Origin of the sequence: Salinicola aestuarinus (assembly GCF_003206645.1) — a bacterium.
GTDB lineage: Bacteria > Pseudomonadota > Gammaproteobacteria > Pseudomonadales > Halomonadaceae > Salinicola > Salinicola aestuarinus.
In genome coordinates, this window is the sequence record NZ_PZJP01000001.1 from 111,566 (window position 1) to 126,800 (window position 15,235).

15 protein-coding genes are annotated in these 15,235 nt (G+C 66.7%); 3 read left to right on the plus strand and 12 right to left on the minus strand.

The features are described from left to right. The 5 genes from chrA to DOM41_RS00500 all read right to left on the minus strand — a co-directional run bounded on the left by chrA (nucleotide 1) and on the right by DOM41_RS00500 (nucleotide 4,276). A complete protein-coding gene (gene chrA, locus DOM41_RS00480) occupies nucleotides 1-1,200 on the minus strand; it encodes a chromate efflux transporter (protein ID WP_280951193.1) in 1,200 nt (399 codons plus the stop codon). Nucleotides 1,201-1,416: 216 nt separating this feature from the next. Beyond that, on the minus strand, nucleotides 1,417-2,727 hold the full coding sequence (locus tag DOM41_RS00485; protein WP_110684883.1) for an arsenic transporter: 1,311 nt from the start codon (nucleotides 2,725-2,727) through the stop codon (nucleotides 1,417-1,419). A gap of 14 nt (nucleotides 2,728-2,741) precedes the next feature. After that, the gene (gene arsH, locus DOM41_RS00490; protein ID WP_110684884.1) at nucleotides 2,742-3,494 is read right to left on the minus strand and encodes an arsenical resistance protein ArsH; all 753 of its coding nucleotides are present in this window, start codon (nucleotides 3,492-3,494) and stop codon (nucleotides 2,742-2,744) included. Next, nucleotides 3,487-3,903 carry an arsenate reductase (glutaredoxin) gene (gene arsC, locus DOM41_RS00495; protein ID WP_110684885.1) on the minus strand — a complete coding sequence of 139 codons (417 nt, stop codon included), beginning with the start codon at nucleotides 3,901-3,903 and terminating at the stop codon, nucleotides 3,487-3,489. Before arsC ends, arsH begins: the two co-directional genes overlap by 8 nt. A 4-nt stretch (nucleotides 3,904-3,907) precedes the next feature. Then, nucleotides 3,908-4,276: an ArsR/SmtB family transcription factor gene (locus DOM41_RS00500; protein ID WP_110684886.1), complete on the minus strand. Its 369-nt coding sequence runs from the start codon at nucleotides 4,274-4,276 to the stop codon at nucleotides 3,908-3,910. 254 nt (nucleotides 4,277-4,530) lie between these two features. On the opposite strand from DOM41_RS00500, the gene DOM41_RS00505 reads away from it, so the two are divergent. Beyond that, the gene (locus DOM41_RS00505; protein ID WP_110684887.1) at nucleotides 4,531-6,216 is read left to right on the plus strand and encodes a BCCT family transporter; all 1,686 of its coding nucleotides are present in this window, start codon (nucleotides 4,531-4,533) and stop codon (nucleotides 6,214-6,216) included. 131 nt (nucleotides 6,217-6,347) lie between these two features. On the opposite strand, the gene DOM41_RS00510 is transcribed toward DOM41_RS00505, so the two are convergent. Both DOM41_RS00510 and DOM41_RS00515 read right to left on the minus strand, forming a co-directional pair. Beyond that, complete coding sequence (locus DOM41_RS00510) at nucleotides 6,348-7,556, minus strand: pyridoxal phosphate-dependent aminotransferase (protein WP_110684888.1); 1,209 nt, start codon at nucleotides 7,554-7,556, stop codon at nucleotides 6,348-6,350. A gap of 45 nt (nucleotides 7,557-7,601) precedes the next feature. After that, complete coding sequence (locus DOM41_RS00515; RefSeq protein ID WP_110684889.1) at nucleotides 7,602-8,384, minus strand: LamB/YcsF family protein; 783 nt, start codon at nucleotides 8,382-8,384, stop codon at nucleotides 7,602-7,604. Between the two features lie 192 nt (nucleotides 8,385-8,576). On the opposite strand from DOM41_RS00515, the gene DOM41_RS00520 reads away from it, so the two are divergent. Further along, complete coding sequence (locus tag DOM41_RS00520) at nucleotides 8,577-9,584, plus strand: hydroxyacid dehydrogenase (RefSeq protein WP_157956805.1); 1,008 nt, start codon at nucleotides 8,577-8,579, stop codon at nucleotides 9,582-9,584. Continuing rightward, nucleotides 9,581-10,849, plus strand: coding sequence for a Zn-dependent hydrolase (locus DOM41_RS00525; protein WP_110684891.1), 1,269 nt, complete (start codon nucleotides 9,581-9,583; stop codon nucleotides 10,847-10,849). Before DOM41_RS00520 ends, DOM41_RS00525 begins: the two co-directional genes overlap by 4 nt. A gap of 37 nt (nucleotides 10,850-10,886) precedes the next feature. Here DOM41_RS00525 and DOM41_RS00530 read toward each other — a convergent pair whose 3' ends face one another. From DOM41_RS00530 to DOM41_RS00550, 5 genes are all read right to left on the minus strand, one after another. Continuing rightward, entirely contained in the window at nucleotides 10,887-11,564 is a 678-nt protein-coding gene (locus DOM41_RS00530; protein WP_110684892.1) for a GntR family transcriptional regulator, read from the minus strand. A gap of 65 nt (nucleotides 11,565-11,629) precedes the next feature. Continuing rightward, entirely contained in the window at nucleotides 11,630-12,598 is a 969-nt protein-coding gene (locus DOM41_RS00535) for a 5-oxoprolinase subunit C family protein (RefSeq protein WP_223160892.1), read from the minus strand. Then, the gene (gene pxpB / locus DOM41_RS00540) at nucleotides 12,595-13,365 is read right to left on the minus strand and encodes a 5-oxoprolinase subunit PxpB (RefSeq protein WP_110684894.1); all 771 of its coding nucleotides are present in this window, start codon (nucleotides 13,363-13,365) and stop codon (nucleotides 12,595-12,597) included. The genes DOM41_RS00535 and pxpB overlap by 4 nt, the downstream gene beginning before the upstream one ends. Nucleotides 13,366-13,389: 24 nt before the next feature. Beyond that, nucleotides 13,390-14,694, minus strand: coding sequence for a TRAP transporter large permease (locus tag DOM41_RS00545; protein ID WP_110684895.1), 1,305 nt, complete (start codon nucleotides 14,692-14,694; stop codon nucleotides 13,390-13,392). Further along, entirely contained in the window at nucleotides 14,691-15,230 is a 540-nt protein-coding gene (locus DOM41_RS00550; RefSeq protein ID WP_110684896.1) for a TRAP transporter small permease subunit, read from the minus strand. The genes DOM41_RS00545 and DOM41_RS00550 overlap by 4 nt, the downstream gene beginning before the upstream one ends. Nucleotides 15,231-15,235 lie beyond the last annotated feature (5 nt).

Genomic DNA, 15,235 nt, shown 5'->3' on the forward strand with positions numbered 1-15,235 from the left:
CTAGCCCCCCGTGCCCGCGCCGACCACGACGCGGGCCATCACCAGCAGGATCACCACGCCCCACGCCGGCCAGCGCCAGACGCTCAGCAGCAGAAAGCCCGTCAGCGCCAGCGCGAAGTCGATCGGGGCGACGACGCCACTGCGCCAGATCGGATCGAACAGCGCCGCGCCCAGAATGCCGACCACGGCGGCGTTGCTGCCCTGGATCAGACGCTGGGCCCGCGAGGACGCGCGGAGCCGCTCCCAGTGGGGCAGCACGCCAATCAGCAGCAGCATCCCCGGCAGGAAGATCATCACCGTGGCCAGCGCCGCCGTCGCCCAGCCCGCCCCGCCGGGTGCCAGCGAGGCACCGAGATAGGCCGCGAAAGTAAAGAGCGGCCCCGGCACCGCCTGTGCCAGGCCATAGCCGGTGATGAAGGTGGGCTCCGAGACCCAACCCGGCGCGACCACCTCGCTCTGCAGCAGCGGCAGCACCACGTGGCCGCCGCCGAACACCAGCGCCCCAGCGCGGTAGAAGGCATCCGCCACGACAACGAACCCACCGCTCCACGCCGCGGCGAGCGGCAGTCCGAGCAGCAGCGCGAGAAAGAACGCCAGCGCCGGGGCGCTCAATCGGGTAGAGAAGCCAATATCCCGGCTTTGGCTGCCCGCCGGCGCCGGCGGGCACCCGCAAAGCCCGACCGCGGCGCCGAGCACGATGGCACTGAGCTGGCCCAGCGTGCCGCCGAGCGTGACGCTGGCGAACACCGCCGCCAGCGCGATGCCTATCCGCAGGCGGTCGGGACAGAGCCGGCCGGCCATCTGCCAGACGGCATGGGCCACTACGGCAACGGCGACGAGCTTCAACCCCTGAATCAGGGCCTGTCCCCATTCGCCGCCGAGATGGGCCGCCCCCGCGGCGGCGGCCACCAACGCGATCGCTGAAGGCAGGGTGAAGGCGCTCCAGGCGATCAGTGCGCCGACCAGTCCGCCGCGGCGCCAGCCCAACGCGAAGCCGACCTGGCTGCTGGCAGGGCCGGGCAGGAACTGGCAAAGCGCAATCAGATCGGCGAAATCGCGATCGTCCAACCAGCCGCGGCGCACAACGAACGCCTCACGAAAATAGCCGAGATGCGCCACCGGCCCACCGAAGGCAGTCATCCCGAGCAGCAGAAAGGCGCGGGCGATCTCAGCCCAGCGGTGGGAACAGGAATCACGCACGGTCGACGACTCCAGGGACGATGGACTTCGCGGGCGGTCTCTTCGAGGGCGACCTTTTGACAGGCGATGTTTGACGGACGGCCCAGGTACAGGCGGATGCCTGCCGAGAATCGCCACGTTGAGGAAACGCTCGCGGCTCCCACTATCGCCTCTCCCTCGTGACGCGCCGATGACGTCCGAGGCGCCACCTTCTCTCGCAGGAAAGTCGGCAAGCCCTCAGGCGCTACCGAGCACCGGCAGCCAGAGCAGCAGCGCCACGAGGGCGGTCAAAAGGACCGGCGGCGTGATCAGCAGGCCGATCTTCATGTACTGCCCCCAGCCGATGCGATAGCCCTTGCCTGCCAGCACGTGCAGCCAGAGCAGCGTTGCCAGACTGCCGATGGGGGTGAATTTCGGTCCCAGGTCATTGCCGATCACGTTGGCGTAGATCATCAGCTCCTGGGTCATCGCCGGCAGCTCGGCGCGGTCGATCGCCAGCGCCCCGACCAGCGTCGACGGCATGTTGTTCATGATTGAGGCGACGAGTGCGGAGAGAAAACCGGTTCCTATCGTTGCCACCGTATTCCCTTGCCCCGCCAGCCACGCGAGCGCGCGAGCACCATAGTCGGTCAGCCCTGCGTTGCCGAGCCCGTAGACCACCAGATACATGCCGATCGAGAAGAGCACGATCTGCCAGGGGGCGCCTCTGAGCGCTGCGCTCACCGAAACGACCGCGCCCCGGCCGCACTGCCACCAGCGCCCGGCAATCGCCATCAACACGAGTGCTCCCGCGCCGGTGACCAGAGCGATGGGGATACCGAGCGGGGCGGTGACGAAATAGGCCAGGAGCAGCACAGCGAGCAGTGGAAAGGCGGCGCGAAAGACCAGCGGGTCGAGAATCGCCGAGCGTGGCGACTCGAGTGCCTCCAGTGCATAGCGCCGTGGAATTCGCCGACCGAAGGCCACCCAGAGCACCCCGAGCGTCGCCGCCAGCGATGCCAGATCGACGGGAATCATCACCGCCGCGTAGCGGTCGAAGCCGATCTCGAAGTAGTTGGCGCTGACGATATTGACCAGGTTGGAGATCACCAGCGGCAGGCTGGTGGTGTCGGCTACAAAGCCCGTGGCAATGATGAAGGCCAGTGCCGCCGGAGGCGGGAAGTCCAGACGCAGCAGGATCGCGATCACGATCGGCGTCAGCAGCAGCGCGGCGCCATCGTTGGCGAAGAACGCGGCGATCACCGCGCCCAGCACCACCACCAGCGGAAACAGCCGATGGCCTCGTCCGCCCCCCCATCGCGCGACGTGCAGCGCCGCCCATGCGAAGAATCCCGCTGCATCAAGAATCAGCGAGATGATGATCAGGGCCACGAAAGTGAAGGTGGCGTCCCACACGATATCCCATACCACGCCGATATCCTCGGGCTGCACGACCCCGACGGCGAGCGCCACCAGCGCCCCACCCAGCGCACTCCAGCCGATGCCCAACCCGCGAGGCTGCCAGATCACCAGAATCAGCGTGACGATGAAAATGCTCAGTGCCAGCATGAATCACGCGCCCCCTAGTGGCGGGTCTGGTTGACGCGTCGAGAGACCGCTTCGGCGCTCTCCACCCGTTCCGAATAGCGATCCGTCAGGTAGGCCGAGCGTCCGCGGGTCAACCACGTGAATTTCACCAGTTCCTCACAGACATCGACCACGCGGTGGTAGAGCGGCGAAGGCTTCATTCGCCCCGCGTCATCGAACTCGTCGAACGCCCGCGGCACCGACGACTGGTTGGGGATGGTGATCATGCGCATCCAGCGCCCGAGGATGCGCAGCTGATTGACCGCGTTGAAACTCTGACTCCCGCCGGAAACTTCCATCACGGCCAGCGTCTTGCCCTGGGTCGGGCGAACGCCGCCGAGGGCCAACGGAATCCAGTCGATCTGCGCCTTCATCACGCCAGTCATGGCGCCATGGCGCTCCGGGCTGACCCAGAGCATGCCATCGCACCACTCGGCCAGCTCGCGCAGCGTTTTCACCCGGGGATGATCCGCCTCGGCATCGTCCGGCAGCGGCAGTCCGGCCGGGTCGAAGCTTTGCACCTCGCAGCCGTACCGGCGCAGCAGACGCCCCGCCTCTTCGGAGAGCAGACGCGAAAAGGAGCGCTCGCGCAGCGAGCCATAGAGCACCAGAATCCGCGGCGGATGAACCGGGTCACCCGCGCCGGCCAGCGCCTCGAACTCGATCGGCGCCAGCGCGCCCTCATCGATATTGGGCAGGTCGTCAGGAGCGCCGGGGTGACTGGCATCGGTCGCTGGCTGATCACTCATGCGTGTCCCCATCGGCGTGCACGATCTCGCCATCTTCCTTGGTGAAGCGGGCGACCGGGTTGTCGAGCAGCGCCAGCACCCGCTCGGAGGGACGGCAGAGCCTCGCGCCCCTGTCGGTGACGACGATCGGGCGGTTGATCAGAATCGGGTGGGCGAGCATGGCGTCAATCAGCGCCTCGTCCGAGCGCGCCGGGTCGTCGAGACCGAGCTCGTCGAAGGGCGTTCCCTTCTGCCGCAACAGCGCCCGGGGCGTGATCCCCATCATCGAGATCAGCTCGACCAGGCGCTCGCGGCTCGGCGGCGTCACGAGATACTCGATCACCTGCGGCGACTCGCCGGAGGCCTCGATCATCGCCAGCGCATTGCGCGAGGTTCCGCAGTCGGGGTTGTGGTAGATCACTGTTGGCATGCCGTCACTCCCGGTTCTCTTGGCGCTCGTCGTTATCAGAAGGAAGACAGCCGCCGAGCGCTGTCAGAAAGGGGTCACAAACCTCGGAGTTGCCGTCGCAGCAGTCGCGAACCAGAAAGTTCAGCGTCTCCCGCATGCAGCCGAGATCCGCACGGTAGACGATCGAACGGCCCTGTCGACGGGACATGACCCACCCTGCCTGCGCAAGGATCGACAGGTGCGAGGAGAGCGTGTTGTGCGGGACCTCGAGATGGCGAGCGATCTCCCCCGCCGGCAGCCCCTCGGGTTCATGGCGCACCAGCAGCCGGAAGGCCTCGAGGCGCGTGGACTGGGAGAGCGCCGCGAAGCGCTCGGTGGCAATTTTCGTTTCCATATGTCGAGAATAATCGACATATATCGGTAATTCAATGCCGGAACCCTCGCCTGCCGACACCTTGACGCAGCGGTCACGATTGGCGCCGAAAGGCCAGTTACGATAGTTTTCGACACTTCGTCCGTCCGCGGCCACGAGCTCGGAGGCCCTCGCGCCTGCGTCACGGCAAGACGCCGCGCTCGCCGGCTCGCCACTCACCCACCCCTCTTCCGCCGCGTCTCGAGACACATTCCTTCATCTTTTGGGAACGAACAATGACAACGACTTCAGACCATCCCCCTTCCGACAGTCACGCCTCCGGTAGATCCGATCCGGAAACGTCAGGCAATGCCGACGGCATCCGCAAGCCCGAAGGCGCGACCAATCTGGCCGACACCGACTACATCATCGGTCAGGACAACATCGAAACCGAGGCCTTCGGCCTGCGCTTCGACCTCCACGGCAAGGTCTTCACGATCTCGGCGCTGGTGGTACTGGCGTTCGTCTTCGTCATGCTGTCGCTGCAGGATCATGTCGAGCCGCTGCTCAATGGCGTACGCAACTATCTCACCGGCAACCTGACCTGGTTCTTTCTGCTCGCGGGCAACGTCTTCCTGCTGCTCTGCATCGGCCTCGCCCTCTCCCCGCTCGGAAGAATCCGCCTCGGCGGCCCGGATGCCCGCCCCGATCACGGCTATCTGGGCTGGTTCTCGATGCTGTTCGCCGCCGGCATGGGCATCGGCCTGGTGTTCTACGGGGTCTCCGAGCCGATGACTCACTTCGCCGCCTCGCTGGAGGGCAGCGCCGCCGCCCCCCTGGCCGGGGCGCCGGGGGACGAGCAGGGGGCGATTTCGCTCGCGCTCGCCTCGACCATTTTCCACTGGACGATGCACGCCTGGGCAGCCTACAGCGTGGTCGCACTGGCGCTGGCGCTGTTCGCCTATAACAAGGGGCTGCCGCTGACCATCCGCTCGATCTTCTATCCGCTGATCGGCGACCGGATCTGGGGCTGGCCGGGGCACGTCGTCGATATCCTGGCGGTGTTCTCGACGCTGTTCGGGCTGGCGACGTCGCTGGGCTACGGCGCCTCTCAGGCAACAGCGGGACTGCACTATCTGTTCGGCACCCCCGACAACAGTCTCAGCATGGTCCTGCTGGTGATGACGATCACCGGTATCGCCCTGTTCTCGGTACTCGCCGGGCTCGACAAGGGCATTCAGCGTCTCTCGATGCTCAACATGGGGCTCGCCCTGATCCTGTTGGTATTCATGATCTCGGTCGGGCCGACCCTGACCATTCTCACGGACTATTTCCGCAACCTCGGCGCCTATGTCGAGCATCTCCCGGCACTGTCGATGCCGTTCGGGCGTGAGGACGAGAGCTTCAGCCAGGGCTGGACGGCCTTCTACTGGGCCTGGTGGTTCTCCTGGACGCCGTTCGTTGGCATGTTCCTCGCCCGCGTCAGCCGGGGCCGCACCGTGCGTGAGTTCCTGTTCTCGGTGCTGCTGGTGCCGACGCTGGTCACCGCACTGTGGATGACGGCGTTCGGCGAGACCGCCATCTACCAGCAGCTGATCACCGGTTTCCAGGGCGTGCAGGAGGCGGCACTCGAGATCAAGCTGTTCGTGATGCTCGATCAGCTACCGCTGGCAACGCTCACCTCGGTGGTCGGTATCGTGCTGGTGATCGTGTTCTTCGTCACCTCCTCGGACTCCGGCTCGCTGGTGATCGACTCCATTACCGCCGGTGGCAAGGTCGATGCGCCGACGTCACAGCGGGTGTTCTGGTGCCTGATCGAAGGCGCGATCGCCATCGCCCTGCTGCTTGGCGGCGGGCTCGGCGGTCTCCAGGCGGCGGCCATCTCCACCGGGTTGCCCTTCACGGTGGTGCTGTTGATCGCCTGTTACGCCGTGGTCAAAGGGCTGATGTCGGAGCCGAGGCCTGCGTCCAAACGGGGCTAATTTCACCTCCGAATGCGCGCGCAAGCCTGCTCGACACGACGCTGCCCNNGCCGGGCAGCGTCGTTTGTGCCAGGGTGTCTTCGACACGCTGAGGGTCTCGCGACGCCCGGCACCGCCGATCTATCGGAGGATTACGCCGCCTGCAGCGAGGCAATGGCCGCAGCGATGCGCCGGCACGCCTCCATGAGCCTCTCGGTATCGGTCGCGAACGAGATCCGGAAGTGGCCCGGCAGACCGAAGGCGCTACCCGGCACCACCGCCACCCGCCCGGCTTCGAGGAGATACCGGGCCAGATCCTGATCGTGCTCGAGAAGCTCGCCTTCCGGCGTTCGCCGCCCCAGCAGCGCCTCGCAGTTGGGGAAGAGATAGAACGCCCCCTCCGGCAGTCGGCAGCTCAGCCCATCGATCGCCGCGAGCGCGGCCAGGCAGCGGTCCCGCCGTTCGCTGAAGATGGCATTGCGCGCACGAATCTCGTCGAGCGGCAGCGCCAGTGCTGCCACGGCTGCCGCCTGCGACACCGCCGCCGGGTTGGAGGTGGTCTGGGACTGCATCACTGCCATGGCCTTGATCAGATCCGCCGGGCCGGCACCGAAACCGATGCGCCAGCCGGTCATCGCATGCCCCTTGGAGACGCCGTTGACCGTCAGCGTGCGCGATTTCAGCGCCGGTTCGACCTGGGCCAGGGTGGTGAAGGCAAAATCATCGAACACCAGATACTCATAGATGTCGTCGCAGATCACGACGACCTGAGGATTGGCGAGCAGCACGTCGGCGATGGCCGCCAGCTCGTCGCGGCGATAGCCGGCCCCGGTCGGATTCCCCGGCGAGTTGAGAATCAGCACCTTGGTCTGCGGCGTGAACGCCTCGGCGAGCTGTGTCGCGCCGAGCTTGAACCCGCACGAAGCGGGGCAGGCCAGCGCCTTCGGCGTGCCCCCGGCCAGGCGCACCATGTCCGGGTAGGAGACCCAGTGCGGCGCCGCGAAGATCACCTCGTCACCGGGATCGACCAGCGCCATCAGCGCATTGAAGATGACCTGCTTGCCGCCGGCGCCGACGCTGATCTCTTCCAGACGGTAATCGAGGCCGTTGTCGCGACGGAACTTGTCGGCGATAGCCTGCTTGAGCGCCGGCGTGCCGTCGACGTCGGTGTAGCGGGTCGTTCCGGCATCCAGCGCGGCCTTGGCAGCGTCGCGGATCGGCTCCGGCGTATCGAAGTCCGGCTCGCCCTGGGAGAGCGAGATCACATCGATGCCATCGCGGCGCAGCTCTGCGGCGCGACGGCTGATCTCGATGGAGGCGGAGGGGCGGACGACGGCGAGCCGCTGGGCGAGTTGAGTCATGGTGTTGCGTTCCCATAAACAAGTGAAGAGCAGGGTGTCGCGCGCTCAGCGCGAGGCGACGAGGTCGGCCATCGGTCGGATGGCGACGCCCGCGCTCTCGAGGCGCCGTCGCAGCGTGTCGGCCATCGCGACCGCACCGGGGGTATCACCGTGGACACAGACACTGTCGATGGCGAGCGGAAACTGCTTGCCGGAGACCGTCGTCACTGCCTGCGCTTCCAGCATGCGCAGTACGCGATCGGCGGCGGCATCCGGATCGTGGATCACCGCCCCGGGCAGCTTGCGCGAGAGCAGGTTGCCGTTGTCGGCGTAGGCGCGGTCCGCGAACACCTCGTTGCCTACCTGCAACCCGAGCGACTGCGCGGTCACGGAGGTCTGCATGCCCGGCATGCAGAGGTGGATCAGGTCAGCGTCGACGGCGCGGATCGCCCGCGAGACCGCCAGCGCCAATTCGCGATCCTCCGCCGCCATGTTGCCCAGCGCGCCGTGCGTCTTGACGTGGCGAATCGGATGGTCGACCGCCTCGGCCATCGCGCGCATCGCCCCGATCTGATAGATCAGCTGCTTTTCGAGATCCTGCGGTGTTTCGCCCTCGATGCGCCGGCGGCCAAAGCCCACCAGATCCATGAAGCTCGGGTGGGCCCCGACCTGGACGCCCCGTTCACGCGCCAGCGTCAGCGTGTCGTGCATCACCATCGGGTCGCCGGCGTGAAAGCCGCAGGCGATGTTGGCCGTGGTCACGATATCGAGCATTGCCCGGTCGTCGCCCATCGTCCATGCGGCGAAGCTCTCGCCCATGTCACAGTTGAGATCCACGCTGAGACTCATGCGTCCTCCTGAAAAATGGTTAGGGGTCAGGTTCTGAAGCGCCGGGCCGCCCACCCGCCGGGTTTCGACTATGCTATCGCCATGGTATACCAATAGTATGCAATACCGCGCCCCGGGTTTGCTGCAACGGGACGTCCACGTTTCCGGCATCATTGCCGGCGACACCGCCAACAATCATCAGGGAGAACCCGCTTGGCCGACTTCACCTGCGTCGTGGCTCAGCCCATCCACCCGGACGGCATCGCCAGCCTGCATCACGCCGATCTTCGTGTGATCGAAGCCCCCGCCCCCGACGAACGCACGTTGACCGAACTGCTGACCGACGCCGAGTCGCTGATCGTGCGCAACGCTGCCGTCACCCGCGAGATGCTCGAGCGCGCCTCGGCCCTCAAGGTGATCGGTGTCCATGGCGTGGGGGTCAACGCCATCGATGTCGACGCAGCCACCGAGCACGGCGTGATGGTGGCCAACACCCCCGGAAGCAACGCCCAGTCGGTCGCCGAGCACGCCATCGCGCTGATGTTCGCCTGCGCACGGCGCCTGCCGCTGGCCGATCGCACCGTGCGCGGGGGGGACTTTTTCGCCTTCAAGTACAACGTGCCGTTGATCGAGCTGGCCGGGCAGACCTTCGGTGTCGTCGGTTTCGGCAATATCGGCCGACGCACGGCAGCGATGGCCAAGGGGCTCGGGATGCAGGTCGTGGTGTACTCCCCCAACGCGCCGGAGGCGGATCTCGCCGCTGCCGGCGTTGGCCGCGCGTCCACACTGGATGCGCTGCTGACCCGCGCCGATGTCGTGTCGGTGCACGTGGGACTCAACGCACGGACCCGTCACCTGATCGGCGCCGCCGAACTGGCCAGGATGAAACCGGGGGCGCTGCTGCTCAATACCGGTCGCGGCGGTACCGTGGACGAGCAGGCGCTGGCCGACGCCCTGGCGTCGGGGCACCTCGGCGGTGCCGGGCTGGATGTCTTCGCCGTCGAACCGATGCCCTATAACCATCCGCTGCTGGCATTCGACAACGTCGTCGTGTCACCCCACAACGGCGGGTCTACCGCCGCCAGCATGTCGCGCACGGCAATCGCGGTCGCGCGCAACATCATCGACGTCAGCCAGGGCGGAAGACCGGCCCACGTCGTCAATGCCGATGCACTGGCCGCCGCTGGCGACGCTTCCCCCTTGCCGAGCCCGACCCCATGACAGCGGTTACCACGCGCCACGATGCCATCGATCTCGCCCTGATCGAGACGCTGTTCGACCGGCTGGCCGCGCCAGACGCCGAACGTATCGGGATTACCCGGGATGCCTACGGGCCCGGCGAGCAGCGCGCCCATGCGCTGTTCGTCGAGACCGCCGAGTCGCTCGATCTGATCATCGAGCGTGATGCCGCCGGCAACCATTTCGCCGTCTACCCGGGGGCGGATCGCGAGCGCCCTGCCTGGGTGATCGGCTCGCACCTGGACTCCGTGCCCCAGGGCGGCAATTTCGATGGTGCCGCCGGAGTCATCGCCGGGCTCAGCGTGATCGCGACATTGCGCCGGCAGAACCTCGTCGCGCCCCGAGACATCATCGTTGCGGTCTTCCGCGCCGAGGAGAGCACCTGGTTCCCCACCTCCTATCTCGGTAGTCGGGCGGCGCTGGGGCGGCTGGCGCCCGAGGTGCTGTCACTGACGCGCGCCGATACCGGTCGCACCCTCGCCGAGCACATGCGCGACTGCGGCGGCGACCCGGAAGCCGTGGCAACGGGGGCGAACTGGCTCGGCCAGCGTGCCCTGCAAGGCATGCTGGAGCTGCACATCGAGCAGGGGCCAACGCTCGATAACGAAGCACTCGCGGTTGGCATCGTCACCGGCATTGCCGGGAGCTTTCGGTATCGCGAAGCGCGCTGCTTCGGCGAGTGGGGACACTCCGGCGCCGTCGCCAAGCCCTACCGTCACGACGCACTGATGGCGTTCGCCGAGCTGGCGATGGCGCTGGAACACACCTGGGAGAAGCTGGAACAGAGGGGCGAACGCGCCACCGTGACGGTCGGACAGATCGCAACACCGCCGGCGCAGCACGCTTTCAGCAAGATTCCTGGCGAGGTCGGCTTTTGCCTCGACGTCCGCAGCGGGAGCCCTGCCGTGCTAGCCGAGCTGGAAGCAACGCTGCATGAGATCGTCGAGCGCATTGGCACCGAACGCGGCGTGCGATTCGATCTCGGGCCGCGCAGCGCAAGCTTACCGGCGCCGATGAGCGAGACCCTGACGCAGCGCTGTCAGCAGCTCGCCGTGGAGCACCGAATATCGCACTGTCTGCTGCCAAGCGGCGCCGGCCACGACGCCGCGACCTTTGCCCAGGCAGGGGTGCCGACCCAGATGCTGTTCGTGCGCAACCAGCACGGCAGCCACAATCCGCAGGAGGCGATGCGCCTGGCGGATTTCGTCGAAGGCGTCAGACTGCTGACCACGCTGGTGCAGGCGTAAGGCGCCGCGTGAGCAGCCGTCGCCAGACGACGCTCGCTCAGATGTGCGCAAGCCGACTGATGATGCTCTGGCGCACGTTGCCGATGTGCGTCTCCATCGCGGCCCTGGCACCCTCGCTGTCGCGCTCACGCAGACAGCCGAGAATAGTCAGATGCTCATGACAGCCGGGTTCGAATCGCTCCGGCACCTGGACCAGATCGAATACCCGCGTCTTCAGGCGCAGGTCGGCGACCATCCGCGCCAGCAGCCGGTTGTCGCTGGCCTCGGCGATGCCGTTGTGCAGGGCGTCGTCGACTCGGTGCATATGCTCCGAGGTGCGCGCCGCTGCCGGGGTGTCCAGCAGGGCGGTGACCTGCTGCTCCAGCACCGCGACCGCCTCCGGGGGGAGTCGTCTGGCCGCCTGTGCCGCCGAGTCGCCCTCGAGCAGCGCGCGCACGCGCAGGATCTCCATGTATTCGTGGACCGACGGCGCCTTGACCGCCAGCTGGCCACGCGCCACGCGAATCGCGAAGCCTTCGTGTTCTAGCCGGCTGAGCGCCTCGCGCACCGGGGTACGCGAAATCTCCAGCGCCTCCGCCAGGTTGCGCTCCTGCAGCAGCGTTCCCGCCGGCAGCTTGCCAAGCTGAATCATTTCGAAAAGCTGCTGGTAGGCCCGCCCCGCCAGGCTCTGGATGCGCGTTCCCTGCAATATCCTGTCGATGTCCAGCGTCTGCATCGCGTCGATTCCCTGACTGTGGATGGTGATCGTGGATGATAATGGTCGTGGCGGCGCCCTGTAACTCAGCCGGTCAGACGATCCAGGTAGGCCTGAAATGCCTCCTGACGCCCGCGCCAGAGCGTCTCGGCGTGGGCAACGTCGACCGCCTCGAAGCGCAGCCGGTCGCCGGGCTTCATCTGCCCCAGGCGCGCCAGATCGGCCCGAATCACGGTGGCGATCTTGGGATAGCCGCCGGTGGTCCCGCGGTCGTTCATGGCGATGATCGGCTGGCCGTCGCCGGGCACCTGCACGCTGCCGGTCAGCAGCGCATCGGAGACGATGTTGTGTCCGCCGGCACTGGCCAGCGCCGGGCCCGTGAGTCGATACCCCATGCGGTCGGCCAGCGTGGAAATCGTCCACTCGGCGGAGAAGAAGCGCGCCTGTTTGGCCCGAGAGAAGTGTCCGGCCTGCGGCCCGGGCACCACACGGATCGCCCGTTTTTCCCGCTGCGGCAGATGCTGCTCGCCACGCCGACCGACGCTCGCTTCACCGCCGCCCGGCGTCGCCAGCCCCAGCTGGTCACCGGCCGCCAGGGGGCGGCCGGCAAAGCCACCGATGCCGGCCCTCGCCAGCGTCGCCACGCTGCCCAGAAACGGCGCAGCGACGAAGCCACCCGCCACCGCCAGATACGCTCTCGCGCCACTGGCGACGCGCCTCACTGTCAGCACGTCGCCCTCGCGCAACCATAGCGAGCAAAAGGGGGCGACGCGACAATCGTTGTGCAGCACCTCAGCGTCGCCGGCCACCGCCACGGCGCAGTCGCCTCCCTTCATCACCAATGTGGGGCCGAGCAGCGTGATCTCGAGCGCGCCGGTATCCGGCGCATTGCCGACCAGCGCATTCGCCAGCGCCAGGCTCATCGTGTCCAGTGCCCCGGAGGGCGGCACGCCGAGATGCCCCTGCCCCTGCCGTCCACCATCCTGAAGGGTGGTCATCATGCCGGGGGCGTCCACCTGGAGCGAAGCCCCCGCTGTCATTGCCGTCTCGCTCACGTTCTCCACTCCCATCTCGGCAGCCAGTCACGTTCGGCCTGCAGGGCATGAAAGCCATCGCCATCGATCGCCTCGAAGCAGATGCTGTCGCCGGCCTCAATCAGGATCGGCGGCTCGCGCCCGGCATCGAAGGTACGCAGCGGCGTGCGCCCCAGCAGATGCCAGCCGCTCGGCGCTTCCACCGAGGACACCGCGGTCTGCTGGCCGCCGATGCTGACGCTGCCAGCCGGCGTCCAGGTTCGCGGCGTCTCCCGCCGTGACGTATGCAGCCGGTCATTCAGCCCCCCGAGGTAGGCGAAGCCCGGCATGAAGCCGATCATGAAGACGCGGTATTCCGGCGCCGTATGCAGCGCGATCAGCTCCTCGCTCGTCAGGGCGTGATGGCGGCAGAGATCGTTGAAATCGACGCCGAATTCGCCCCCGTAGACGACCGGGATGTGGAACCGACGATAGCGCCTTTGAGTGACCTTCAGCCCACCCAGCAACGTCTCCAGCGTCGCGATCAGCTCAGCCTGGGTCATCGCGCGACTGTCGTACTCCACCGCCAGCGACCGATAGGTGGGCACGATGCCGGTCACGCCGCTGAGCTGCGCCGCGGTCACCGCGCGGGCCGCGGCGTCGATCCAGCGGTTGGTCTCGACATCGATGGTCTCGCCGCAGTCGACGAGTACGCCCTGATCCGCCAACGGCACGATCGTGAACGCTGGCGTGTCAGGGCCCGGCGGCGTGTTCTGCGCGACATCGCCTATCGACGCGTTCAATGTCATGGCAGCAGCTCCTTCATGTCGACATCAACCTCGCCCCTGCAGATGATTGGGCAGCCAGGTCACGATCTCCGGCACCACCGCCAGCAGCAGCGTGAACGCCACCATGATCAGGAAAAACGGCAGCACAGCGCGGGCGATCTGGCCGATCTTCATGCCGGTAATGCCGTTGATGACGAACAAATTGAATCCCACCGGGGGCGTGATCTGGGCCATCTCCACCACCAGCACCAGAAAGACGCCGAACCAGATCGGATCGAAGCCGGCCTGGACGATCAGCGGCAGCGTGATCGGCAGCGTCATGACGATGATCGACATGCCCTCGAGCAGCGTCCCCAGCACCACGAAGAACACCAGCAGCAAGGCGATCAGCGCCAGCGGCGCCAGCTCCAGTGACGCGATGGCGTCGGCAATGGTGCGCGGCACGCTGAGAAAGCCCATCGCCACCGACAAAAACATCGCGCCGACGATGATCAGACCGATCATCGAGGTGATCTGGGCCGCGCCCATCAGCGCACTCCAGAGACTCTTCCAGCTCAGGCAGCGCTGTAGCAGGCAGACCACCAGCGCCCCCAGCACGCCCACGGCACCGGCTTCGGTGGGCGTCGCCATGCCGGTGAGCATGCTGCCGATGACGAAGCCGATCAGCAGCGCCACCGGTCCCAGCTGGACCAGTGCGCGCAGATAGTCTCCGGCGCGCAGCCCGCGCTGACGCGGCGGCAGCTGACCGGGGTTGAGCAGCGCGTGAATGCCGATATAGCTCATGAAGGCAGCCGCCAGCAGCAGCCCCGGCACGATACCGGCGATGAACATCTTCAGGATCGAGACCTGCGCCAGCACGCCGTAGATGATCATGATGGTGCTCGGCGGAATCAAAAAGCCGAGCGTGCCGGCTCCAGCCAGCGTACCGGCGGCGACCCGGGGGTCATAGCCGCGCTGGGTCAGTTCACTGGCGGTGATCCGCCCGACGGTAGCGGTGGTCGCAGCGGAGGAGCCCGAGATCGCCGCGAACAGTGTGCAGCCAAGGACGTTGGTGTGCAGCAGCCGGCCGGGAATACGATCGACCCAGGGCGCCAGCCCGTCGAACAGCAGCTGGGTCAGACGGCTGCGAAACAGCAGCTCGCCCATCAGGATGAACAGCGGCAGCGCCACCAGCTCGGCGCTGGTCGTCGAATTCCACACCGTCTGCGCGAGCAGTTTGTCCACCGGCATGAAGCCGCGGAACACTTCCAGCGAGGCGATGCCGACGCCAGCCAGCCCGAGTCCCACCCACACACCGCTGGCGAGCAGGGCCACCAGGAGCGCGGCGACGGTCAACAGGATGGCAGTCATGAGTTGGCCTCGCGTGGCGTCAGATCGTCATCCGGGGTGTGATCGAGCCATGCCGGATCGACCAGCAGCACCACGCCGCGCACGATCAGTGTCAGGGTGAAAACAATCAGCCCCAGCGCCATCAACAGTCGCGGGTAGATCAACGGAATCTGCTGCGGGGTGCTCGAGACGGTGCCGCTATGCCAAGTCTGCAGGCAGAAGCCGATGAAGGCTGCGCTGAAGAACGTGGCGATCACGACACCCAGCAGCGTTGCCAGCAGGTCGAGCCAGCGCACGCCGGCAGCCGGGAGGTTCTCTCGCAGCAGCGTGATACGGATGTGCTTCTCGTTACGCAGCGACCAGCTGCTGGCCATGAAGATGATCAGGCCGAGCAGATAGCCGCTGATCTCCCAGGTAAAGCCGAGGCTGAAACCCAGCAGATTGCGCGCCACGATCTCGGAGAGCATGAGAATGAAAAGCAGCGCCAGGGCGAGAGCGGCCAGCGCCGCACTGGCCCACGCCAGCCGGTCGCTGAGTCGCAGCAAGCGAGAGATCATCGAAG